The organism is Rhodococcus sp. USK10 (assembly GCF_019378875.1).
Lineage (GTDB): Bacteria > Actinomycetota > Actinomycetes > Mycobacteriales > Mycobacteriaceae > Rhodococcus_F > Rhodococcus_F pseudokoreensis.
In genome coordinates this window covers 3,131,013-3,152,722 of the sequence record NZ_CP076048.1, presented here as the reverse complement: position 1 = coordinate 3,152,722, position 21,710 = coordinate 3,131,013, and the positions used below count along the sequence as shown (strand labels likewise).

General features: G+C 69.1%; 20 protein-coding genes. 10 read left to right on the top strand and 10 right to left on the bottom strand.

Annotated elements, in window-relative coordinates; all coding sequences use genetic code 11:
• Positions 1-4: 4 nt before the first annotated feature.
• Complete coding sequence (locus I1A62_RS21585) at positions 5-874, bottom strand: MurR/RpiR family transcriptional regulator (protein WP_095862689.1); 870 nt, start codon at positions 872-874, stop codon at positions 5-7.
• Positions 875-1,086: 212 nt separating this feature from the next.
• Between I1A62_RS21585 and I1A62_RS21580 the strand changes: the two genes are divergently transcribed.
• Positions 1,087-1,290: a three-helix bundle dimerization domain-containing protein gene (locus I1A62_RS21580; protein WP_124394731.1), complete on the top strand. Its 204-nt coding sequence runs from the start codon at positions 1,087-1,089 to the stop codon at positions 1,288-1,290.
• Between the two features lie 67 nt (positions 1,291-1,357).
• Here I1A62_RS21580 and I1A62_RS21575 read toward each other — a convergent pair whose 3' ends face one another.
• The 5 genes from I1A62_RS21575 to I1A62_RS21555 all read right to left on the bottom strand — a co-directional run bounded on the left by I1A62_RS21575 (position 1,358) and on the right by I1A62_RS21555 (position 5,541).
• Complete coding sequence (locus I1A62_RS21575; protein WP_257890861.1) at positions 1,358-2,173, bottom strand: FAD:protein FMN transferase; 816 nt, start codon at positions 2,171-2,173, stop codon at positions 1,358-1,360.
• Entirely contained in the window at positions 2,170-2,658 is a 489-nt protein-coding gene (locus I1A62_RS21570) for an FMN-binding protein (RefSeq protein ID WP_124394730.1), read from the bottom strand. The genes I1A62_RS21575 and I1A62_RS21570 overlap by 4 nt, the downstream gene beginning before the upstream one ends.
• 7 nt (positions 2,659-2,665) lie before the next feature.
• Positions 2,666-4,111, bottom strand: coding sequence for a ferredoxin reductase family protein (locus tag I1A62_RS21565; protein ID WP_257890860.1), 1,446 nt, complete (start codon positions 4,109-4,111; stop codon positions 2,666-2,668).
• A 217-nt stretch (positions 4,112-4,328) separates the two neighbouring features.
• Entirely contained in the window at positions 4,329-4,994 is a 666-nt protein-coding gene (locus tag I1A62_RS21560) for a zf-HC2 domain-containing protein (protein ID WP_257890859.1), read from the bottom strand.
• On the bottom strand, positions 4,984-5,541 hold the full coding sequence (locus tag I1A62_RS21555; RefSeq protein ID WP_257890858.1) for a sigma-70 family RNA polymerase sigma factor: 558 nt from the start codon (positions 5,539-5,541) through the stop codon (positions 4,984-4,986). The genes I1A62_RS21560 and I1A62_RS21555 overlap by 11 nt, the downstream gene beginning before the upstream one ends.
• A 211-nt stretch (positions 5,542-5,752) precedes the next feature.
• On the opposite strand from I1A62_RS21555, the gene I1A62_RS21550 reads away from it, so the two are divergent.
• The 5 genes from I1A62_RS21550 to I1A62_RS21530 are packed head-to-tail and all read left to right on the top strand — an operon-like array spanning position 5,753 to position 8,975.
• Entirely contained in the window at positions 5,753-6,244 is a 492-nt protein-coding gene (locus tag I1A62_RS21550) for a hypothetical protein (protein WP_257890857.1), read from the top strand.
• The gene (locus I1A62_RS21545) at positions 6,228-7,346 is read left to right on the top strand and encodes a catalase family peroxidase (protein ID WP_219459710.1); all 1,119 of its coding nucleotides are present in this window, start codon (positions 6,228-6,230) and stop codon (positions 7,344-7,346) included. The genes I1A62_RS21550 and I1A62_RS21545 overlap by 17 nt, the downstream gene beginning before the upstream one ends.
• The gene (locus I1A62_RS21540) at positions 7,336-7,920 is read left to right on the top strand and encodes a cytochrome b (RefSeq protein ID WP_219459709.1); all 585 of its coding nucleotides are present in this window, start codon (positions 7,336-7,338) and stop codon (positions 7,918-7,920) included. Before I1A62_RS21545 ends, I1A62_RS21540 begins: the two co-directional genes overlap by 11 nt.
• Before the next feature lie 27 nt (positions 7,921-7,947).
• A complete protein-coding gene (locus tag I1A62_RS21535) occupies positions 7,948-8,277 on the top strand; it encodes a helix-turn-helix transcriptional regulator (RefSeq protein ID WP_219459708.1) in 330 nt (109 codons plus the stop codon).
• The gene (locus tag I1A62_RS21530) at positions 8,277-8,975 is read left to right on the top strand and encodes a cation transporter (RefSeq protein ID WP_219459707.1); all 699 of its coding nucleotides are present in this window, start codon (positions 8,277-8,279) and stop codon (positions 8,973-8,975) included. The genes I1A62_RS21535 and I1A62_RS21530 overlap by 1 nt, the downstream gene beginning before the upstream one ends.
• Positions 8,976-8,993: 18 nt before the next feature.
• Here the strand turns inward: I1A62_RS21530 and I1A62_RS21525 are convergent, their stop codons facing one another.
• The 3 genes from I1A62_RS21525 to I1A62_RS21515 are packed head-to-tail and all read right to left on the bottom strand — an operon-like array spanning position 8,994 to position 12,083.
• Positions 8,994-10,205, bottom strand: a complete 1,212-nt coding sequence (locus I1A62_RS21525) for a CoA transferase (protein WP_219459706.1) — start codon at positions 10,203-10,205, stop codon at positions 8,994-8,996.
• A 25-nt stretch (positions 10,206-10,230) separates the two neighbouring features.
• Positions 10,231-11,238: a MaoC family dehydratase gene (locus I1A62_RS21520; protein ID WP_219459705.1), complete on the bottom strand. Its 1,008-nt coding sequence runs from the start codon at positions 11,236-11,238 to the stop codon at positions 10,231-10,233.
• Positions 11,235-12,083, bottom strand: coding sequence for a CoA ester lyase (locus I1A62_RS21515; protein ID WP_124394721.1), 849 nt, complete (start codon positions 12,081-12,083; stop codon positions 11,235-11,237). The genes I1A62_RS21520 and I1A62_RS21515 overlap by 4 nt, the downstream gene beginning before the upstream one ends.
• Positions 12,084-12,264: 181 nt before the next feature.
• Here I1A62_RS21515 and I1A62_RS21510 point away from each other — a divergent pair, with 181 nt between their 5' ends.
• From I1A62_RS21510 to I1A62_RS21500, 3 genes are all read left to right on the top strand, one after another.
• Positions 12,265-13,416 carry an acyl-CoA dehydrogenase family protein gene (locus I1A62_RS21510; RefSeq protein ID WP_219459704.1) on the top strand — a complete coding sequence of 384 codons (1,152 nt, stop codon included), beginning with the start codon at positions 12,265-12,267 and terminating at the stop codon, positions 13,414-13,416.
• A 242-nt stretch (positions 13,417-13,658) separates the two neighbouring features.
• Positions 13,659-14,927, top strand: a complete 1,269-nt coding sequence (locus tag I1A62_RS21505) for an IS110 family transposase (protein ID WP_219458512.1) — start codon at positions 13,659-13,661, stop codon at positions 14,925-14,927.
• Between the two features lie 132 nt (positions 14,928-15,059).
• Positions 15,060-15,812, top strand: coding sequence for a GntR family transcriptional regulator (locus I1A62_RS21500; RefSeq protein WP_124394719.1), 753 nt, complete (start codon positions 15,060-15,062; stop codon positions 15,810-15,812).
• A 94-nt stretch (positions 15,813-15,906) separates the two neighbouring features.
• Here I1A62_RS21500 and I1A62_RS21495 read toward each other — a convergent pair whose 3' ends face one another.
• Positions 15,907-17,049, bottom strand: coding sequence for a beta-mannosidase (locus tag I1A62_RS21495; RefSeq protein ID WP_219459703.1), 1,143 nt, complete (start codon positions 17,047-17,049; stop codon positions 15,907-15,909).
• Between the two features lie 169 nt (positions 17,050-17,218).
• Between I1A62_RS21495 and I1A62_RS21490 the strand changes: the two genes are divergently transcribed.
• Positions 17,219-21,703, top strand: coding sequence for an AAA domain-containing protein (locus I1A62_RS21490; RefSeq protein WP_219459702.1), 4,485 nt, complete (start codon positions 17,219-17,221; stop codon positions 21,701-21,703).
• Positions 21,704-21,710: the final 7 nt, after the last annotated feature.

Genomic DNA, 21,710 nt, shown 5'->3' with positions numbered 1-21,710 from the left:
CCGATCACGGATTGATCAGCGGCACAATCTGCTTGAACGTCGCGGCCGCCGCCTCCTCCGAACCGCCACGAGCCCGGCAGACCGCGATCTGCAGCCCGATCAGGAACGCCACCTGCACCACCGGCGACATCTCGCCCGGCCCGGTCCACGGCCCGCTGCCGCCCCCGACGACCAGTCCGATGTCGGACAGCTCCACGAGTGTCGACCGGGCGTAGCTGGTCACGCCGATCACCGTGGCCCCTGCCGCCCGTGCCGCCTCGGCCGGCCGCAGCGTGACCTGGTTCAGTCCGCTGCCGCTGATTGCGAGCAGCACGTCGCGCGAGGTGAGGTGCCCCGCTGTCAGCTGCTGGATTACCGCGTCGGCCGGCGCCTCTGCGGGCCGGCCGTTGGCGAGGAACCTGATCGCGACGGCCGCCGCGGACGGGCCCGAACCGCCGTTGCCCACGACGAGCACCCGGTCGGCGGACGCCAGCGCATGGACCGCCTGCTCGAAGGACTCGTCTTCGAGAGGTGCGAGTGCGCCGGTGAGGTCGTTGGCAAATTCGGTGAACACGGCTCGGAGCAGCCCGGCTCCGGACTGTGCGCCAGGTTCCGCATCCGTCGTCGGCGTGTCCGCGGCACCGAGGTCACGCAACAGCAGCATCCGCAGGTGCTGGAACCCCTTGAATCCGAGGTTCTGGCACGCCCGGACCACGGTGGCGTTCGACGTCCCCGCGTGTTCCGCGACGTCGGCTGCCGACCACCACGCCACGTCCCGGGGGCGTTCCACGCACACGTCCGCCACTCGGCGCTCGCTCGGCGCGAGCTTGGGTGCGACGGCGCGGATGGCGGCCAGGGTGGCCCCGACGGGCGGATCGACCAGTGACGTACTCATGCCCCTGAATAGCACACGGTGGTGAACGCCGGGAGCGGCCGGACGGCGGTGCCGGCGCCGCCGAAACACGTGGGCGACGCGCACCTCGCGTCGGTGGGGGTCGCCTATCTCACACTCACGTAAGTTTAATTTTCAACTTTAGCCGTGTGAAGATCGAGTGACACGGAGGTTGCGAGATGGAGTGGCCCCGGAATTCCCAGGGGAGGGTGATCATGTCCGTAGACGAAGAGCGACGTCAGGTCGAGTTGGTCGTCGACCGGCTTGCAGTGGAGCACGCCGGACTGCCACGCCACACGGTCGAGCAGATCGTGCACGACGTGTATGCGGCCTTCGACGCGGGGGTGGTGCGCGATTTCGTTCCACTGCTGGTCGAACGGTCCGCGAAGCGGAAGATCGCTGCTCTCACCAGTTTCTGACGCACGATCTCCGCACCGTCACGAGTGCAGCGGCGCCTGCAGAATGGCGGTGTCGTCGCCCGGTGCTCTACCGGTCAACGGCAGTTGCTGCTCGGCTCGTGGTTCCGTCGGCCCATACGACCAAGTAGGAGCGCCCGGGCCTGGTGGCGAGCCAGTCGGCGGCATGCTCGCCCATTGCATAGGCGGCGGTGGCGTCGATGTCTGCCCAGGTCAGTGTGTCGGCGATGACGGTGACCGAGGCGACGCCGGCGGGGGGCTCGCCGGTCCGGGCGTCGACGAGATGGTTGCCGCGGTGCGCGGTGCCGGAGGTGGCGACCGCGCCGGTGTGCACGGGCACGACGGCAATGAGAGTTCTCGTGTCGAAGGGGTTCTCGATTCCGATGCGCCATGGTGTCGCGTCGGGATCGAGGGTGCGGCAGGTCATGTCGCCGCCCGCGGAGAGGCAGAAGTCGGTGGCGTCCAGTGCCAGGAGGTGGTCGGCGGCCCGCTCGACCGCCCAGCCTTTCACGACGCCGTCGGCGTCGAGGACGATCTCGCCGGTGGGACCGGGTCGGCGGATCGCGAAGGCGCCACCGGATTCGCGTTCGGCGCGGTGGCCGAGGGCAAAGACCTCGGCCACCGCGGCGGGCAGTTGATCGGTTCCCTTCTCTCCTCGGATCATTGACGAAAGGAAGGAATCCGGTCGATACGTACTGAAGAGCCGATCCGTCGCACGCAAGGAGGCGAGTGTGTCGGCCCAGGCCTGGCGGCCGCGGCGATCGGCGGCGTGGCGTCCCCGCATCGCCAGACTGACCGGCATCCCCATCACGTGCTGGACGTAGCGCTGCGTGCGTTCGCGGCGCGCCGGGTCGGGTGTGGACCCGGGCAGGGTGTCGACGCTCACAGCCCCGCCTCGTCGAGAGCGGACTGCAGCGACTGCACATAGCCGGCGCTCGTGACGGTGGCACCGCTCACCATGTCGATGTCCGCACTTTGTTCGGCGAGGGTCTCGTCCACCAGCACGGGCAGGGCGCGGGCGTTGATTTGTTGGTCCTTGCCGTTGCCGTCCGGATACTGCGGAACGGTCACGTCGGTGATCGTGCCGCCCGACACCACGATCTGTACTTGCACGGGACCCCAACGGGTTTGGGCTGTGGAACCGGTTATCGTGGACGAGGACTCCGGTGCAGGGCCGCCGCCCGCGGAACTCGGTTCGGATGGTTCCGGGGGCTCGGAGGACCCTGAGGGTCCGAGATTTCCGGGTAGGGAGGTGGAGGCGACGACGGTGTCGGGGGCCGCGTCCATCGGGCCCTCGGTGGAGGTGTGGTACCCGAACAGCAGCACACCTGCGGTGATCGTGCTCAGCAGCCATGTGACGATGCGTTTCATCGAGAGGTCACCACCTGAAGGCTTCGGAGTGGACACGGCCGTCGGGGACGCCGGCCGCGCGGGTCGTGCGGTGAACCGCGTCGGTCCACGGCTGCGGACCGCAGATGTAGACCTCGCGGGAAGCGACGTCGGGTATCCAGTGGGTCAGCGCGGTGAGATCGTCGATCTCACCCATACCGCTGCCGAGCCACGACGCAGGGGACCGCCGTGGGCCGGGAAGCCACACGATCTGCAGACCTCGTCGGTCGGCCAGGTCATGGAGCTCCCGGACGAACAACGGTTCGGAAGTGTAGCGCAGCAGGATGATCGCCTCGCCGGGCCGGTAGTCGAGTTCTTCGGCCAGTGCTCGTATTGGGGCCGCGCCGACTCCGGCCCCGATCAATGCCACCCGGCGCGTACCGTGGGCGCGGTGTGAGGGTCGCCCGTAGGGGCCTTCGAACAGCGCCGGTGTACCCGGCGTCAGGGTGTGGGCGCGCGAGCTGCCCTCGCCGACCGCCTTGACAGAGATCCGCAGGCTACGACCGTCCGGTGCGGCCGACAGCGAGTAGGGATTGGCCCGGGTCCACCCGGGACTGCCCAGGAATCGCCAGTGGAAGAACTGGCCCGCGGCCGCGGGCAAACGGTCGAGTCGGCGTCCGGACAGGTGAACCGAGACGACACCGTCGCCTTCGGGAACGACGGCGATGACACGCAGTCGGTGCCGCGCATTGCGCCACACGGGAAGACCGACGCGCCAGACGAGTACCGCCGCAACGGCCAGGGCCCACAGGGTCCACCAGTAGACCGTCGCCGCGGGTGCGGTGAGGAACTCCTGACCGGTCCAGAGTTGGTGCGGAACAGCGAGTCCCACGCCCAGATACGCGTAGAGATGAAGCAGGTGCCAGCTCTCGTAACGCAGCCGGTCCCGCACCCACCGGATGCTGGTGACCACGACCATCAGCAACAGCGCGGTACCGACGACGGCCAGCAACATCCCGGGATAGTCGACGGTCAAGTCCCACAGCATCGCCGGACTCCGGGTGAGGTCGCCGCCGGCGTATCCCCAGATGATGATGCAGACATGCCCGACCATGACCGCGACGGACGTCGATCCGACGATGCGGTGCAAGCCGATGAGCCGGTCCTGACCGAAGGCGCGCTCGAGGATGGGAATACGCGCGACGAGGAAGACCTGCGCGAGGAGAAGACCGGCGGAAACCAGCCCGGCGAGGCGCCCCACGGACATCAGCGCGGTCTCGGGCACCACGAGATCCTCGATACCCCCGTCGGCCGTCCACCAGTAACAGACCACCAGGAGACTGAGCCAGAGCGAGATGCCGGCACCATAGCGGACGCCGGCATCGAACTGCCGAGCGGTGAACCGGTCCGCGGTGTGACGATCCGGGCGACCCCGATCGCTGTGCCGCGTATTCGGCGCTACGGGCGTTTCGATGGGGATCGGTTCGGTTCGCATGGGCTGTCCCTCGGGCGTGCGGTCGTCGAGTGCGGGCACGTCGCCCGGATGTCCAGGATCAGCGACCGAACTGGGTATCCGGATCGAGGTGGCTGTGAGTTTCCTGCGAAGTCATCGGGGACGCCGGTCATGCGCTCGTGACGAGCGGCCCGAACCGCTCACCGCATTGTTCGGCGACTGCCTGGTTCGCTCGCCGCGGCGCCGAACGAGGACACGGTCACGAGTGCAGCGGTGCCTGCAGAACGGCGGTGTCGTCGCCGGGTGCGCTGACGCCGAGCATGGTGGCGTCGGACATCGGTAGCGCCACGGCGAGGTTCATCGACATCTTCCGGTCGCCGCCGGCGATGAAACTGCCTGCGTTCATGCGACTTCCGTCGGGTCGTTGCAGCCAGACGTTGTACGTGCTGCCCTGGGGGAGTCCGGTGACGTCGAGGCTGATCCCGGTTCCCCAGGCGCGGTTCTCCACCCGAGCGGACGCCTCCACACCCGCGGCGGGCGCGGTGAAGGCCACCGGCTGTCCGGGCGGGGTGCTCGGGACGAGGGTGCGGAGGAAGAATCCCCCGGTGAGCAGGCCGAGAGCGGTGACGGCGGCCGCGGCGACGACCGCGATCCGGCGGTGCCGTTGCCGGCTGCGTTCGCGGTCGAGCGTCGCGAGGATCGTGCCGGGAAGTGCGGGGGACGGCGCCGGCGGCGGCTCGAGGAGCCGGTCGGGGTCCGCCTGCCCCAGGACCGAGGCCACCGGGGTCAGCTCGATCAACTCGGCCCGGCAATCCGGGCATCCGTCCAGGTGGGCGCGTAGCGCCACGGCTTCGTGGTCGTCGAGGCGCCCGAGCGCGTACATGCCCAGCAAGGTGTGCATCTGTCGGCAGCGATCACTGGTCACCGTGCCACCCCATTTCTTCCAGTACGAGTTTGAGCGCCTTCAGCCCGTAGTACACCCGACTGCGCACGGTGCCCACGGGGATGCCGAGTTCCGCTGCGACCTCGCTGGTGGGCCGGTCGCGCAAATGAATCTCGACGAGTACGACGCGGTGCTGTTCGGACAGTCGCCGCAGTGCCTCCTCGACCTGTAGTCCCACCAGCAACTGTTCCAGCGGGCGCTCGGGCACGGGAACGTCGGGCGGCTCGGTGTCGGCGAGCTGGGGCCGGGAGGCCCGCGCCCGGCTCGCGTCGATCACCACGTTGCGGCAGATGGCATACAGCCAGGTCCGGACGGTGGAACGCTGCGGGTCGTACCGGTCCGCGCCGCGCCAGGCTCGGAGGAACGTCTCCTGCACCACTTCCTCCGCGCGTCCCCGGTCTCCGAGCGAGCGGTAGGCGAGGGCGAACAGTTCGCCGGCGTGATCGTCGTAGACGGTCCGCAACACCGCGTTGTCGGCCAAATTCCCGACCGACTCCTCCGCCCGCTTGCGCGACATGCGTAGCCGCACGACCTCACCTCCTGCAACACCGGAAATGTCGTCGGCCCGTCCGACGTCCGCCAGGGTGTACGGACGTGAGTGCCGCGGCGTTCACCGTCGATTCTCCACCAGCGGCTTCGTGAAAGTTCGCGGCCGTCGTGAACGCGGCCGGCCGGCGGTCCGTACTCCCCGGCGTCGTCCGCGATCGGCGGGCGGCTTCAGAGGAGAGAACGGAGATCTGATGATCGCGAAGCGAGCGATTCTCGCGGTGGCCTGCGCGGGCGCTGCGGTTGCCCTGATGTCGGGCTGCAGCCAGGCGACCGAGGCCCCGGCCGCTGTGCCGACGACCGCTGCCCCGGACGCGGTGCCGGCGACCGGCGCATCGGATGCGGCGACGACGCTCGGCACGCGGGAGACCGCGCTCGGCACCGTGCTGACCGACGGTGACGGCTTCACGCTCTACCGCTTCGACGAGGACACCGCCGACCTGGTGCGGTGCGTGGGCCCATGTGCGGAGATCTGGCCGCCGACGCCCGGCACGCCGTTGCCGCACCCGGACGCCGTCCTGCCGGGCACGGTGGGCACCACGACGCGCCCGGACGGCGTCGAGCAGGCCACCTACGACGGTCACCCTCTCTACCGGTTCGCGAAGGACACGGCCCCTGGGCTGACGAGCGGCGACGGGGTCAAGGGCACATGGCACGTGGTGACGGTCGATGCCGCGCACGGGTGACGGCCACAAACCCTTCGTCGGTGGTCGTGCGGGCGCTACCGTCACCCGGCGCAGCGCCCTGATCGGTCTGGCGGCGGTCGGTGCGATCGCCGCGGTGGACGTCGGGGGGTTCCTGTTCGCCGGCGGCCGGCTGACCCCGCACGCCGTCACCCCGTCGCGGTTCGTCGATCGATTCGAGCAGGTCTTCGGCAGGCACGAGGGGTTCCGGCGCAACCACGCGAAGGGGGTGAGTGCCACCGGGTGGTTCACCGCAACCGGTGCCGGGTCCGCCGTGTGCACGGCGAGCGTCTTCCACGCAGGCGGCCGCTACCCGGTCACCGGACGGTTCTCGTTGACGGGCGGGCTGCCCGACGCCGCCGACGCCGCCGACACCGTGCGCGGTCTGGGGTTGGTGTTCCGGTTGCCCGGGGGAGAGCAGTGGCGGACCGCGATGATCGACAGTCCGGTGTTCCCGGACCGCACGCCGGACGGTTTCCGTGATCGGCTGCTCGCCTCGAAGAAGGTCCCGGACACCGGCAAACCCGATCCGGCCGCGATGGCCGCGTTCCTGGCCCGCCATCCGGAGACGGCGGCGGCGATGGACATCATCCGACGGCAGCCTCGCACTTCCGGATTCGGGGACAGCACATTTCACGGGCTCAATGCTTTCCGGTGCACCGACCGATCCGGGGCCACGGTTCCGGTGCGCTGGAAGCTGGTGCCGGAGCAACCTGTCCGGCATCCCGGCGCCGAGGAGGCCGGCCGCGACTACCTGTTCGACGCTCTCGTCCGGGACGTCACGCGAGGATCCCTGCGCTGGCGAATGTTCCTCACGATCGGGGAGCCGGGGGACCCGACGGACGATGCCACCCGACCGTGGCCTGCCGGCAGGAAGTCCCTCGACGTCGGCACGCTGACCGTCGACGCGATCGACACCGAAGCACCGGGCAACGCGCGGGACGTCAACTTCGATCCGCTGGTCCTGCCGAACGGCATTGCACCGTCAGATGATCCATTGCTCAGTGCGCGGTCCGCGGTCTACGCGGAATCGTTCAACCGGCGGTCCGGTGAGCCGAAATCGCCGAGTCGAGTCGACGTGTCGGAGGTGCCCGATGAGCGATAGTCCGACACGGTACGCGTTCACGTCGCGGTTGCTGCACTGGACGATGGCGATCCTCGTGATCGCCCAGCTCTTCCTCGGCGTCGCGATGGTGGCGTCGTTGGACGCCTACCACCTGTTGCGGACGGTGCATCAACCGCTGGGATTCGCGATCCTCGTCCTCGCGGTCGTGCGCATCGGCAACCGGGTCCTCCACCGGCCGCCGCTGTCCGCCGGGATGCGGCCCGCCGAGCGGATGGTCGCGACCGGGTCGGAATACCTGCTGTACGGACTCCTGGTGCTGCAACCGGTCACCGGGTGGGCGATGCTGTCGGCGGGCGGGTTCCCGATCGCCCTCGCCGCGCAGCTGAGTCTGCCCGCGATCGCGCCCCGCGATCCGGATCTGTACTCGGTGTTGCGGCAGTCCCACACGGTGCTCGGGTACCTTCTGTTCGCGGCGTTCACCGCGCACCTGTGCGCCATCTTGTTCCACACGTTCGTCCTGCGTGACCGGATTCTCGGCCGCATGACGATGGGGTGTCGACCCCGGCCCACCCAGCCGCCGCAGCGACAGGATCAAGAGTTCAGGGTTTCCTGAATACAGGAATCGCTGTATCGTCGGGCCATGGAGATATTGATCCACCGCGACGCGCTGGCCCGGTTCGGCTACGCGCTGTCGGACACGACGCGCACGCAGATCCTTCTGAGCCTGCGGTCGGGGCCCGGGTATCCGTCCGAACTGGCCGAACAGATCGGGGTGTCGCGCCAGATCCTGTCGAATCACCTGGCCTGCCTGCGTGGATGCGGCCTCGTCGTCGCGGCTCCGGAGGGGCGGCGCACCCGGTACGAACTGGCGGATCCGCGGATCGGGCGCGCGCTGGACGACCTGATCGGCCTGGTGCTGGCCGTCGATCCGTCCTGCTGCCCGGACGCCGAGACCGACGGCTGCTGCTGATGGCGTCGGAACTCGGAATGCCCGCCACGCGTCCGGCTCTCACCGCGGGGCGGCGGCAGGTCCTGGGGCGGCGGATCCGGTGGTTCGTGGCCGCGACGATCAGTTACAACGTGCTCGAGGCGATCATCGCGCTGAGCGAGGGCGCGCGGGTGTCGTCGACCGCGCTGATCGGGTTCGGTCTCGACTCGGTCATCGAGGTGTCCTCCGCGGCGGCCGTCGCCTGGCAATTCGCCGGGAAGGACCCGGAATCGCGGGAGCGGGTGGCGCTGCGGATCATCGCGTTCTCGTTCTTCGCGTTGGCCGTCTATGTCACGGTCGACGCGATCCGATCCCTCTTCGGCATCGGCGAGGCAGAGCACTCGATCGTCGGGATCACGCTGGCGGCGGTCAGTCTCACGATCATGCCGGTGCTGTCGTGGGCGCAGCGGCGCGCGGGGCGCGAACTCGGTTCCCTCTCGGCGGTCGCCGATTCCAAACAGACCCTGCTGTGCACCTACCTGTCCGCCGTCCTGCTGGTCGGCCTGCTGCTCAACTCCCTGCTGGGGTGGTCCTGGGCCGACCCGGTCGCCGCCCTGGTCATCGCCGCGATCGCGGTCAAGGAGGGAATCAACGCGTGGCAGGGCGACACCTGTTGCCCGGCGCCGGTCACCACCTCCGGTGCCGGCGCCGGTCCTGCCTGCGACTGCTGCGACGACTGAAAGGACCCGGCGACCGCGTCACTTCCCCCCGACGATGCCGCTGTCGAGGAGTTTGGCGACGTCGGAGTCGGAGCTGCCGAGGAGGTCGCGGAGGACGCTGCCGGTGTCGTCGCCGACGGCGGAGGCGGGTGCCACGGTGGCGTGGTGTCCGTCGAACGATGCAGGGTGGCCGGAGGCGAGGTAGGTGCCGATCCGCGGCTGGTCGAGGGGGGTGAACATCGGGTTGTTCTCGAGTTCGCCGGACTTCACGAGTTCCTCGAACGTGCGGTAGCGCTCGGCGAGGACGGACGTCTTCGAGAGTGCTTCGGCCACTTCGGCCGCGGTGTGTTGGCGGAACCAGCGGGTGAACAGTGCGGTGAGGACGTCGCGGTGGGTGAAGCGGTCGGCTTCGCGCGCGAAGTCGGCGTCGAGTGCGGTGGCGAGTGCCTCCACGGCGGCGGTGGTTCCGGTGACGGCAACGAGGTCGCGGAAGTGCCGTGGGGTGAGGGCCACGATCATGAACCGGGCACCGTCGCTGGTGGTGAAATCCGTTCCGTACGTGCCGTAGACGGAGTTGCCGGTTGCCGGCCTGCCGGAGCCGTTGATCTGCACCTCGGTGAGGTATCCGAGGGTGCCGGCGGTGGCGAGCGCGACGTCCTCGAGCGGCAGGGAGATGCGGGTGCCCTCGCCGGTGACGTCGCGGTGGCGGGCCGCGGAGGCGACTGCCAGCGCGGCGTACAGCCCGCACGCCACGTCCCAGGCCGGGAGGACGTGATTGACGACGCCGGCGTGATCGGCGGGACCGGTGATGGACGGGAAGCCGAGCCCGGCATTGACGGTGTAGTCGACGCCGGGGGAACCGTCACGGCCACCGAGGATTTCGAGGGTGATGACGTCGGAGCGGAGCGCACTCAGTGTGTCGTGGGCGAGCCAGTCACGACCTCCCGCGTTGGTGACGAGAATTCCGCCGCCCGCGCCGGGGGCCGCGACCAGTTGCTGGACGAGCCGCTGCCCCTCGGGGTTGCGCATGTCGACGGACACGGACCGCTTGCCGCGGTTGAGTCCGGTCCAGTAGATGCTCTCGCCGTCGCCCGTGATCGGCCAGCGGTTGTAGTCGGCGGCGCCGCCGATGGGGTCGATCCGGATGACCTCGGCCCCCAGCTGGGACAGGGTCAGTCCGCACAGGGGGGAGGCAATGAAGCTGGAGACCTCGACGATCCGAAGTCCGGCAAGGGGAGTGTGGGCGGTCACGAGAGATGCTCCTTGTTGGTGGAGGTCAGGCCATGAGGGCGGTGAAGCGCCAGTCGAGGACGGGGACGTCGGACGCTGTGGCGTTGTGCGCGAACACCAGTGAACGCAGATGTAGTATTCCGCCGCCGCCGGGCGACTCCTCGGCGCTCTCGATTTCGAGTTCGCTGGTGAGGGTGTCGCCTTCGTGGACGGGTCCGGTGTGGTCGCAGGACTTCCAGCCCAGGACCGTGACGAGGTTCGGCAGGGCGCGCGTGGCCTGCCCGAGCGCGATGCCGATGGTGTGCCCGCCGTAGACCAGTCGTCCGTCGGCGCCGACCCGTTCGTCGTGGTGGGTGGCCGCGATGTTGAGGGTGAGACGTGCCAGTTCGGGGGCGCTCGACACCACGTCGCCGCTGCTCCGCAGCACGGATCCGGCGAGGTCGGCCGAGAAGTGCTGTCCCGGAACCGTGTCGCGGTAGCGGGCGAGGTCCCAGCCCTCGGGGGCGGCGAACGACTGCTCCGACTGCGGGCCGATCGCGGACAGGTCGTCGGACTTGCGGACGCGGTCCTCGTCGGGGTTCTCGCTCAACGGGAGCATCGCGCAGCGGTAGAAGTCGAGGACGGTGCGGCCGTCCTGGTCGGTGGACGTCATCCGCAGAGCCGCCAGACCGGTGGGTTTGCGTCCCGGTTTCGCCGAGTTCTCCCGCAGTCCCACCACTTCGGTGCGCGTGTAGAGCGTGTCGCCGAGATGCGGGAAGTGATGGAAACGGAGGCCGCGGTAGAACAGGTTGGCCTTCACGTGGTGAGTGGCCAGCGTGGACTGTCCGATGGCGACGTCGGTGACGAGGCCGGGGTTCGCGACGGCGTCCGCGGACCCGGTGACGGCCCGGGACAGGTGCGCGTCGAGGGGCAGCCGCAGGCGGTCGCCGAGGATGGCCTGATGGGCGGCGGCGAGGCCGCTGGTGAGGGTGACGGCGGGGGCGGTGTCGAATTCCTGCCCGACCTCGAGTTCGTCGAAGTACGGGCCACCGACGTAGGTCTGCGTGATCGTCACTGTGCACCTACCTGGGCGAGAACGCGTCGTGCCGCGACTGCGACGGCCTCGTCGAGCATCTGCCCGTCGAGTTGCGCCGCCCCGGCGCCCGCGGCCTCGGCGGCGGCGAGTGCGTCGATCACGCGTCGCGCGTCCTCGACCGCGGTGTCGGTGGGGGTGAAGGCCGCAGCGGCGGACTCGACCTGGGCGGGATGGATGACCCATTTTCCGTCGAACCCGAGCGCGCTGGTCCATGCGGCCGAGTGGCGGAAGGCGTCGTCGTCGGCGATTCCGAGGAACGGTCCGTCGATGGCCTGGATGCCGGCGGCGCGGGCGGCGACGAGGATGCCGTCCTGGATCGCGAGCCAGTGCTCGGGGAGGGCGGAGCGGGACCGGCCGAGGGCCGCCCCGAGATCGGCGTACCCGATGACGACGGATTCGAGCCGGGCGACGGCGCGGGTGATGTCGGCGATGTTCTGCACGCCGACCGGGGTTTCGACGAGCGCCTGCAACCCGATGCCGGTACCGGCGAGAGCCTGATCGGCGCGGACCAGATCCTGCGCCGTTTCCACCTTGGGAACCACGATGCTCGTGAGCGCGGCGCCAAGGGAGGCGCACAGGGCGAGGTCGTCCTCCGCCCACGGCGTGGTCAGCGCGTTGATGCGAACCGCGACGGCCCGGGAGCCGTCCGAGTCGAGTACGAGGCGGCGCACGAGGTCGCGGGCCTCGGCCTTCTTGGCGGAGGCGACGGCGTCTTCGAGGTCAAGGACCACCTCGTCGGCGGTCGACCGCAGCGCCTTGACGGCCTTGCGCTCGTCGGATCCGGGGGCCACCAGAACGGCGCGCCTGCGGGTGAGGGTCTGCACGATGCTTCATTCCTAGGGTCCGGGAGCCCGGGTCGGGCTGGATATGTACGGCCAGCCTGATGCGGCTGCGCTGCTGATGCTGGCAGCGACGGAGCGGTCATGTCAAGACCGATCGTTGACTTTAGGCAGACATTGTCGGATTATGGCCGTACAAATGTTGTGGAAAGTGTGAGGTGGATTCATGGCCAAGCTGAACGAGGAAGAGTCGTACCTGGTCGAGACGGTGCGCGCGTTCATCGATCGCGACGTGAAGCCGACCGTGCAGGCGGTGGAACACGCCAACGAGTACCCCGAGAAGTGGATCGAGCAGATGAAGCAGATCGGGATCTACGGTCTGGCGGTCCCGGAGGAGTACGGCGGATCACCGGTGTCGATGCCCTGCTACGCGCAGGTGACGCAGGAACTGGCCCGCGGCTGGATGAGCCTCGCCGGTGCGATGGGCGGGCACACCGTCGTCGCGAAGTTGCTGTCGCTGTACGGCACGGAGGAGCAGAAGCAGCAGTACCTGCCGAAGATGGCGACCGGCGAGATCCGGGCCACGATGGCGCTGACCGAGCCCGGTGGTGGCTCGGATCTGCAGGCCATGTCCACCAACGCCAAGGCGGACGGCGACGATCTGCTGATCTCCGGTTCCAAGACCTGGATCTCCAACGCGCGTCGGTCGGGGTTGATCGCGTTGCTGTGCAAGACCGATCCGCAGGCGACTCCCAAGCACAGGGGCATCTCCATCGTCCTGGTCGAGCACGGCCCCGGTCTGACGGTGTCGCGGGATCTGCCCAAGCTCGGCTACAAGGGCGTCGAGACGTGTGAGCTGTCGTTCGACGGGTACCGCACCCCCGCTACCGCGATCCTCGGCGGCACCCCGGGCAAGGGGTTCGGGCAGATGATGAAGGGCCTGGAGACGGGGCGCATCCAGGTGGCCTGCCGGGCGCTGGGTGTGGCCACGGCGGCACTCGAGGATTCCCTCGCCTACGCGCAGCAGCGGGAGAGCTTCGGTCAGCCGATCTGGAAGCACCAGTCGATCGGCAACTACCTCGCCGACATGGCGACCAAGCTGACCGCGGCCCGGCAGCTGACCTGGCACGCGGCGGAGCAGTACGACAGCGGCGACCGGTGCGACATGGAAGCCGGCATGGCCAAGCTGTACGCGTCCGAGGTGGCGATGGACATCGCCCTCAACGCCGTCCGTATCCACGGCGGCTACGGCTATTCCACCGAGTACGACGTCGAGCGCTACTTCCGGGACGCCCCGCTGATGATCGTCGGCGAAGGCACCAACGAGATCCAGCGCAACGTCATCGTCTCGCAGTTGGTGTCGCGAGGCGGCATCTAGCCAAATTGTCCCTGGTGGGACGCCCGTTCCGGGCTGAAAATGGTGTGGTGGTCGCCCGTCGACGCCGTCCCCCTATGGTTCTTCGAGGCCGTCATCTAGCCGGGCGTTGGGGATCACGCCGTGGGCCCTTCACTGTTGCCGTCGTTGTCGAGCACGAGGATTAGATTCCGTTTCACCCCGGTGATCCCCACGGGTGACCACGCCTGATCAATCGGTGTGTGCGCCGGTGAGGAGAGGACGAGATGCTGGTGGAATCGCACGACGAGGAACAGATCATCGCCCGGGTCGCGGCCCTGGACATCGGCAAGGCGGAGGTGGTGTGCTGCGTCCGGATCCCGGCAGAGGCTGGACGGAAGAAACGGTTGCAGGAAGTGTCCACGCACTCGACGATGACCCGGGCGTTGACCGAGCTGGCGAATCATCTGGTCGAGTTGGCTGTCGAGCGGGTGGTGATGGAGGCGACGTCGGATTATTGGAAACCGGTGTTCTATCTTCTGGAGGCGCACGGCCTCGATCCGTGGCTGGTCAACGCCCGCGACGTCAAACACCTGCCCGGTAGGCCCAAAACCGATGTCCTCGACGCTGTCTGGTTGTGCAAGGTCGCCGAACGGCAAATGCTGCGACCCAGTTTCGTGCCGCCCTGGCCGATCCGCCGGCTGCGGGACCTGACCCGCTACCGCACCGATCTGGTCGGGGCGCGCACGGCGGAGAAGAACCGGGTCGAAAAACTTCTCGAGAGTGCCTGCATCAAACTCTCCGTCGTGGCCTCGGACATCTTCGGGGTATCTGGACGCGCGATGATGGACGCGTTGATCGCCGGCGAGCGGGACCCGAAGGTCCTCGCCCAGCTGGCGCGGTCGAGGATGCGGGCGAAGATCGCCCGGCTCGAGGAGGCGTTCAACGGGCACTTCGACGACCACCACGGGTTCCTGCTGGCCCGGATGCTGGGCCGGATCGACGCGATCGACGCCGACATCGCCGCGGTCGACGAGCAGATCGAGGCGCAGCTGGCCCCTTTCGGATCGGCGGCGGCACGCCTGGATGAGATCCCCGGCATCGGTCCCGTCGCCGCCGCCGCCATTCTCGCCGAGGTGGGGGTGGACATGTCCCGGTTCCCGACCGCAGGGCACCTGTGCTCGTGGGCGAAATTCTCGCCCGGAATCAGCTCCTCGGCCGGCAAGTCCAAGGGCAACGGTGCCACCGGGCACGGCAACCGCTACCTCGCCCGCGCCCTCGGTGAGGTCGCCGTCGTGGCCGGCCGCACCGACACCTTCCTCGGCGCCCGGTACCGGCGCATCGCCAGACGACGGGGTAAGAAACGGGCCATCGTCGCCGTCGGTCGCTCCATCCTGGTCATCGTCTGGCACCTGTTCTCCGACGACCACACCACCTTCCACGACCTCGGCCCCGACCACTACAGCCGCCATATCAACCCGGACACCAAGAAACGCAACCACATCCGCCAACTCGAAGCCCTCGGCTACACCGTCACCCTCACCCCGGCCGCCTGACCCGCACAACAACACCACCACGACCTTCCCGGCTCCGCTGCGCTCCGCCGGGACAACACGCGTGCCGGCACCGCAGGCAAGGTCACCTCATTTTCGGATTAGTCGGCGACCTGCACGTAGGATCGGTGCGCGATGAACGGTAGGGAACGAGAACGAGACACGGAGCCGGCGTACCAGCTGGTGTCGAGGCAGCTCCGCGAGCACATTGCTGCGGGCAAGTACCGCGGCGGGATCAAGCTGCCCACCGAATTCGAGCTCGCGGACCAGCACGGCGTGAGCAGGCAGACCGTTCGTCGCGCATTCCAGGACCTGGTGGCCGAGGGCATCGTCTACCGGGTCCCGGGCCGGGGCACGTTCGCCGCCGAGTCCGACGGCCGATACCTGCGGCAGCTGGGGTCGATCGAGGATCTGATGAACCTGTCCACGGACACCACCATGGAAGTGGTCACGCCGTTGCGCCGCCGGGTCGACATCGAGGCCGCGAGCAGGCTCCGCCTCGACACCGACCTCGTCAACACGGTCGTGTTCCGGCGGCGCCACGACGACACCCCGTTCGTGCTGACCACCGTCTACCTGCCCGACGAGATCGCCCGGTTCGTCGCCGACGCACCCGAGATGTCCGAGGGCGCCGTCACCTCGCACACGATCATCGGCCTGCTCGAACCGCATCTGCGGAGCCCCATCACCGAGGCCGCGCAATCGATCACCGTCGCGCCGGCGCCCCCGGACGTGGCGCGCGCGCTCGGCTGCCCCGAGGGGCACTCGATGCTGCGGGTCGACCGCCTCTACTCCGACTCGGACGGGCGGACCGTCGAATTGGCGGTCAGCTACTTCCTGCCCGAGCACTACACCTATCGCGTCACCCTCCGCCGCGGCGGGCGCTGACCGTCCAGGTCTTCGTCGCCTGAAACCCGTTCTCGCCGTGGGGTCGCCGTGTCCTCGGCCGGACTCCGCCTCCTGGGCTCGTTTGAGGTGCGGCCTACGTTTCGGCGGGCGCGGTGCCCGAACCCCAGCTTCCGAACTGCTCGACGACGCCCCACAGCGGGTCGGTGGGGCCGATGTCGTACGTGCACTCGGCGGGCCGGGGGTCCGGCACGAACGCCCACAGCAGCGCCCCCGCCGCGCCCGCGTCCCGCTGTCCCTGGATCTTGGCGCCGATGTGCGACGCCCGGTCCTCGATGGCGGCGCACGATCCGGCGAGTTCGCCGATCTCACCCACCAGGAGCGGTTTCCCGAGTGCCGCAGCCTGTTCGAGGCGCCGCGCGAGCCCGTTCCACTGATCGCCGGGCAGCGGAACCCCGTCGGCGCCGTAATCGTGGTACTGCACGACGTCGACATACGGTGACGCCGAAACGAATTGGTACTCGTCGCCCTGGGTTCCGCACTGGCCGCCGCCGGTGAATCCGGCCGTGATCAGCGTGCGCGGATCACGGGCCCGCACCTCGGTGCCCGCGGCGTCGAAGAAATCACGTAGCACCTGCGCCGCGCCGGGCTCACACGATCGGGTCCACCACGAGCAGTCGGCGTCGGTGCACGTGCTCGTCTCCGGTTCCCCGACGAGTTCCCACGCCGCCAGCGACGGCGAACCCCGGAAGCGGTCGACCGCGGTCCGCGTCCAATCCTGAAAGCTCATCAGCGTGCGGGGCGCGCCCGGCGTCATCGTCGTCCAGCCGTCCACGTACCACTGCCTGCCCTTGAACACCCCGTCCTCGCACGCCCCGTCCTGGGGTGCGAGAACCGGGATCAGCATCTGGTCGTGCGCCTCGGCCGCCGCGAACACGGCGTCCATCGGCCCGAAGTCCAGCTGTCCGGTGAAGCGGTTGATCGCCAGCGCCTGGAAGAGGTTGAAACGGGTCAGCGAGTGCGGCGGCAGCGCGGAGAAGTAGGAGTCGAGGTCGACCATCGCGCCGCAACCCCAGTTGACCGACCAGTTCGTGGCCAACTGATAGGCGTTGAATCCGGTCGGCCACCACGGTTGCCCGTCGAGCGCGAACCCGTCGGACGAGGCCGTGACCCTGGCGCCCGGCGCGGGAGCGGCAGCCGACACGAAGCCACCTCCCAGCGCCGCCAGTGCCACGGTCGCGATCACCGCGGCCAGCTTCGTGATGCGCGTCACCGTCATGAATGAATAGTAGGGACCAGTCGGTACGAATGGAGGCCCGTTTCGCGCCTCGAGCGACCGTCCAGTCCCCCTGACAGGGGACGACGCCTCGAACTTCACCCCCTCGACCCGATAGTGTGCACGGCGGGGGCAAGCGCACGTCATCACCGAGAATTCGCAGAGGTTTACATTGTCGAGTCCCGAAAACGACGCCGAGCTCGCAGGCCGCGTCCAGCGCCTGCTGCAGTTCCTGCGTGAGATCGTCCGGGCTCGCACGAAGCCGGTACTCCGCGTCGACCAGCACGAACAGGTCGAATGGCTGCATCAGGACGGCCGGACGATCCAACTCGATCCCGACGCCGCGCAGGGCGACATCGTCCTGCGCGTGCCCCTCATCGGCGTCGAGGATCCGCCGGACCTTCCCACCGTCCTGGCAGGCTGGGTGGACGCGTCGGCCCGCGCCGACAGCTCGCGGTCCGACCTCGAGCTGAACGCGTCCGACGCGTACGCCGAGGACTCCGACGAGGAATACGACGTGCGCCGCGCGTACGACGTCCGGCAGGCGTTCGACGCCTACGTCCCGCGGTGGCAGGCGTGGGCGAAGGCGGACCGGGAGCGTCGCCCGCACGCCGATCTGTACCAGTCGTTGCAGCGGATGCTGCAGGAGCTGAACGCCCGCCCCGAGTCGATCGAACTCGTGCTCGCGTCCGGTCTGCTGACCCTGGCCGGTGCGGGACCGGACGACGGTGTCCAGACCCACCTGGTCACCCAATCGGCGAGCATCCACCGCGATCCGCGGACCGGCGACCTGCTGGTGCGGCTGATCGCGGGCTCCCAGCCCCGGCTCGAAGACTCCCAGTTGTTCACCGGACTGGACGTCTACGACAGCGCGCACGCGATGCCGCTGCAGAAGCAACTGCAGGACACCGCCACGTCGCCGCTGAGTGACGGCGTCCGCGCACTGCTCGCGGAGTGGGCGCCGAAATCGCTCACCGCGCACGTGGACGTCCGGGACGACGTCCGGCAACCGGCCGACGACGCGGACGGCACCGTCACGCTGTCGCCCGCCCTGGTGCTGCGCAAGCGCAGCGCGTTCGCCCTGGTCGAGTACTACGAGCAGATGATCTCCCACCTCGACCGCGACGGCGCGACCGTCCCGCTCGGGCTCGCCCAGCTGGTCGAGGCGATCGAACCGGCGGACCGGCTGTCGTGGCTCGAGCGCACCGGCGCCGCCACCTCGTTGACTCTCGCCGAAGACCCGCTGTTCCCGCTTCCGGCCAACGCCGAGCAGTCGCAGATCATCGAGCGGCTCGGCGGCGACAGCGGAGTGGTGGTCGAGGGCCCACCCGGGACGGGCAAGACCCACACGATCGCCAACCTGGTGTCGGCGCTGCTCGCCCGCGGCCAGCGGGTGCTCGTCACGAGCGAGAAGGCGCAGGCGCTCCGTGTCCTGAGGGACAAACTCCCGCCCGAGATGCAGGAACTGTGCGTCTCGATCACCGACCTGTCCCGCGGCGGCTCGGACGAGCTCACCCGCAGTGTGGCGACCATCGCCGAACGGAAGTCGTCGTTCAACCCGCACAGCGAGGGCCAGAAGATCGCCGACCTCCGCGCCCAGCGGGACGAGGCCGTGCAGAAGCGGGCCGTCGTGCTCGAGCAGGTGAAGGCGCTGCGCGAGTCCGAGACCTACCAGCACGACGCCGTCGCCGACGGCTACGAGGGCACCGCTGCCACCATCGTCCGCAAGGTCATGGGCCTGCAGGACGCGTTCGAGTGGCTTCCCGGACCGCTGCTGAGCGAGCAACCGCCCCTCACCGGCACCGAGGTCGAGACCCTGCGCCGGCTGTGCGTGACGGCGTCCCCCGAGCGCGCGCAGCGTGCACGCCAGACGCTTCCCGCGCTGGATTCCCTGCTGCCGAACCGGGCCGAACTCGAACGGCTCTGCTCGCGGGCGTCGACCAGCATCCCGATCGACACCCCGCAGTCGGCGCATCTGCTCGAGGTCCTCGGTGGCGTCGAGCCGGAGACCGCGTACTCCATTCGCAGGCACTGCAAGGAACTGCAGGCCCGCGCGCACGACGTCCTCGACCTGGACGGTCAGTTCCAGAGCCTCGCCGACACCGTCCTGTCCGGCCGGGCCACCCACCTGTGGGGTCGGCTGGACGCGCTGCCCGCGATCGTCGAGGCGGCCGCCGCCGCCGACCGGTACATCGGTGCGCAGGACGTCCAGTGCGCCGTCATGACCCGACCCGCCCTGCAGGCGATGGGTGCGCTCGCCGTGGCCATGGAATCCGGGGCCGTCGAGTGGAAGACCCGCTTCCGTCGCAGCGAGGAGCAGAAGGCCGTCGAGGAACTCGGCCTCGACGCCACCGTCGACGGCGTCCCCGCCACGACCGCCGCCGCGGTGCGGTTGGTGACCGAGCATCTGCGCGCCCACGACGCCGCGCAGACCGCCGCGACCCTGCTGGCCGATCTGCGGATTCCGGTGGACATGAACGGGTCTCGCGCCGTTCAGGTCGACAGCCTCAACATGATCGTCGGCCGGGTGGCCCGCGTGCGCGCCCTCCTGGTCGCCCGCGACGCGCTCGCCCGTGAACTTTTCGCGCTGTCCCCGAACGCGCCGCGGATCCGCAACCTCGCGGACGCCACCGCGGTGGCCGGGGCCGCGGAGGCCATCACCACCCGCGCCGACGTGGACAGTGCGCGTGCGGAACTCGACGGCATCGTCTCGGCCGTCTCCACCGAGGTCGACGCGGGACCGTCACCGGAAGGCACCGCCCTGGTGGCGGCGCTCGACCAGGCCGACAACGCCGCCCTGTCGGAGGCTCTCACCAGGTACGCGATCGCCCGCGTCGAACAGCAGGATCAGTGGCTGTTCGACGAGTTGTCCGACCGGCTCTCACCCGTCGCCCCGGCACTGTACGACCTGGTGCGCAGGACGGCGGCGCTCACCGAGTGGGACGAGATGAGCTGGCAGATGCCGGAGGCGTGGGCGTGGCGCCGCGCCCGCCAATGGGTCACCGAACAGCACCGGGCCGGTCGTGAGCAGGAACTCGAAGCCGAACTCAACGCCGTCGACGCGGATCTCGCGCATCTCACCGCGCGGCTCGCGGCGGCCACCGCCTGGCGCGACTGCCTCGAACACCTGACGGCCGACCAGGTGCGGGCACTGCAGACATACCGCGAGCACATCTCGAGCATTGGTGCAGGCGCCGGAAAGTACGCCGAGAAGTACCGCAGCGCAGCACGATCCGCGATGGGGGAGGCGCAGGGCGCGGTGCCCGCGTGGGTGATGCCGCTGCAGCAGGTCCTCGCGTCCATCCCGCCCGTGCCGGGCAGCTTCGACGTCGTCATCGTCGACGAGGCGAGCCAGGCCGACATCACCAACCTGTTCCTGCTGTGGCTGGCGCCGCGGGTCATTGTCGTCGGCGACGACAAACAGTGCGCCCCCGCCGACATCCCCACCAGCGGCACCCTCGACGACGTGTTCACCCGCCTGGACGCGTACCTGCCCGACCTCCCCGAGTACGTCCAGGCCACGCTCACCCCGCGGTCGAGTCTGTTCTCGATCCTGCGCACCAGCTTCGGGCAGGTCGTCCGGCTCCGCGAGCACTTCCGCTCGATGCCCGAGATCATCAACTGGTCGAGTACCCAGTTCTACGGCGAACTGCCGCTCGTCCCGGTGCGGCAGTTCGGCGCGGATCGGCTTCCGCCGCTGAAACATACGTACGTATCCGACGCCTCTGTGTCGGGCAAGGACTCGACGCTCACCAACCACATCGAGGCCGCCGCCCTCGTCGACCAGCTCATCGAATGCCTCGTCGACCCCCGCTACGACGGCAAGACGTTCGGAATCGTCGTGCTGCAGGGGCAGTCCCAGGTCGACGCCATCCGAACCGAACTCGTCAAGCGCATCGGCATCGAACAGTGGGAGCAGCGGCGACTGCGGGTCGGGACACCGCCGGACTTCCAGGGCGACGAACGGAGCGTCGTCTTCCTGTCGATGGTCGTGGGACCCGAGCAGAACTTCGCACCGCTGACGGCGAACCAGTACAAGCGGCGGTTCAACGTCGCGGCGACACGGGCACAGGATCAGCTGTGGCTGTTCCACTCCGTGACCGTCGACGAACTCAAGCGGGCAGACCTGCGCAACTCCCTGCTCAGCTACATGATGTCGACGTCACCGGCGCCGGCCGACCCGATGCCGCAGGACGTCGACCGCGACGTGCGGATCCCCCCGTTCGACAATCTCCTCGAGCAGCGGGTGTTCAACGACATCGCCGAACGCGGCTACCACGTCAATTCCCAAGTCGAGGTGAACAATCGGCGCATCGACCTCGTCGTCACCGGCGGCACCATGAGGCTCGCCGTCGAATGCGACGGCGACGCCTTCGCGATCACCCAGGAACAACGGATCGCGGACCTCGAACGCGAGCAGGAACTCAAGCGGTGCGGCTGGACGTTCTGGCGCGTCCGCGAATCGGAGTACTACCTCGACCCGAAGGCCGCGCTGTCGAGCCTGTGGGACACGCTGGACAACCTGGGCATCGCCCCGCACGCGGTCGATCACGCGATGGCCATCGAGGCCGCCGCCACCGAACGCGCGGCGCGCGATGCGGCAGCCGCCACCGAACGCGGGAAGCATGCTGCGCCCATAGGCGCTTCGCACCCGTGAGTACTTA

Excerpts from the sequence above, each read along its gene's own strand:
- I1A62_RS21585 (WP_095862689.1), bottom strand. The coding sequence starts at position 874 with ATGAGTACGTCACTGGTCGATCCGCCCGTCGGGGCCACCCTGGCCGCC.
- I1A62_RS21580 (WP_124394731.1), top strand. The coding sequence starts at position 1,087 with ATGTCCGTAGACGAAGAGCGACGTCAGGTCGAGTTGGTCGTCGACCGG.
- I1A62_RS21570 (WP_124394730.1), bottom strand. The coding sequence starts at position 2,658 with ATGAAACGCATCGTCACATGGCTGCTGAGCACGATCACCGCAGGTGTG.
- I1A62_RS21565 (WP_257890860.1), bottom strand. The coding sequence starts at position 4,111 with ATGCGAACCGAACCGATCCCCATCGAAACGCCCGTAGCGCCGAATACG.
- I1A62_RS21550 (WP_257890857.1), top strand. The coding sequence starts at position 5,753 with ATGATCGCGAAGCGAGCGATTCTCGCGGTGGCCTGCGCGGGCGCTGCG.
- I1A62_RS21545 (WP_219459710.1), top strand. The coding sequence starts at position 6,228 with ATGCCGCGCACGGGTGACGGCCACAAACCCTTCGTCGGTGGTCGTGCG.
- I1A62_RS21540 (WP_219459709.1), top strand. The coding sequence starts at position 7,336 with ATGAGCGATAGTCCGACACGGTACGCGTTCACGTCGCGGTTGCTGCAC.
- I1A62_RS21535 (WP_219459708.1), top strand. The coding sequence starts at position 7,948 with ATGGAGATATTGATCCACCGCGACGCGCTGGCCCGGTTCGGCTACGCG.
- I1A62_RS21530 (WP_219459707.1), top strand. The coding sequence starts at position 8,277 with ATGGCGTCGGAACTCGGAATGCCCGCCACGCGTCCGGCTCTCACCGCG.
- I1A62_RS21510 (WP_219459704.1), top strand. The coding sequence starts at position 12,265 with ATGGCCAAGCTGAACGAGGAAGAGTCGTACCTGGTCGAGACGGTGCGC.
- I1A62_RS21505 (WP_219458512.1), top strand. The coding sequence starts at position 13,659 with ATGCTGGTGGAATCGCACGACGAGGAACAGATCATCGCCCGGGTCGCG.
- I1A62_RS21500 (WP_124394719.1), top strand. The coding sequence starts at position 15,060 with ATGAACGGTAGGGAACGAGAACGAGACACGGAGCCGGCGTACCAGCTG.
- I1A62_RS21495 (WP_219459703.1), bottom strand. The coding sequence starts at position 17,049 with ATGACGGTGACGCGCATCACGAAGCTGGCCGCGGTGATCGCGACCGTG.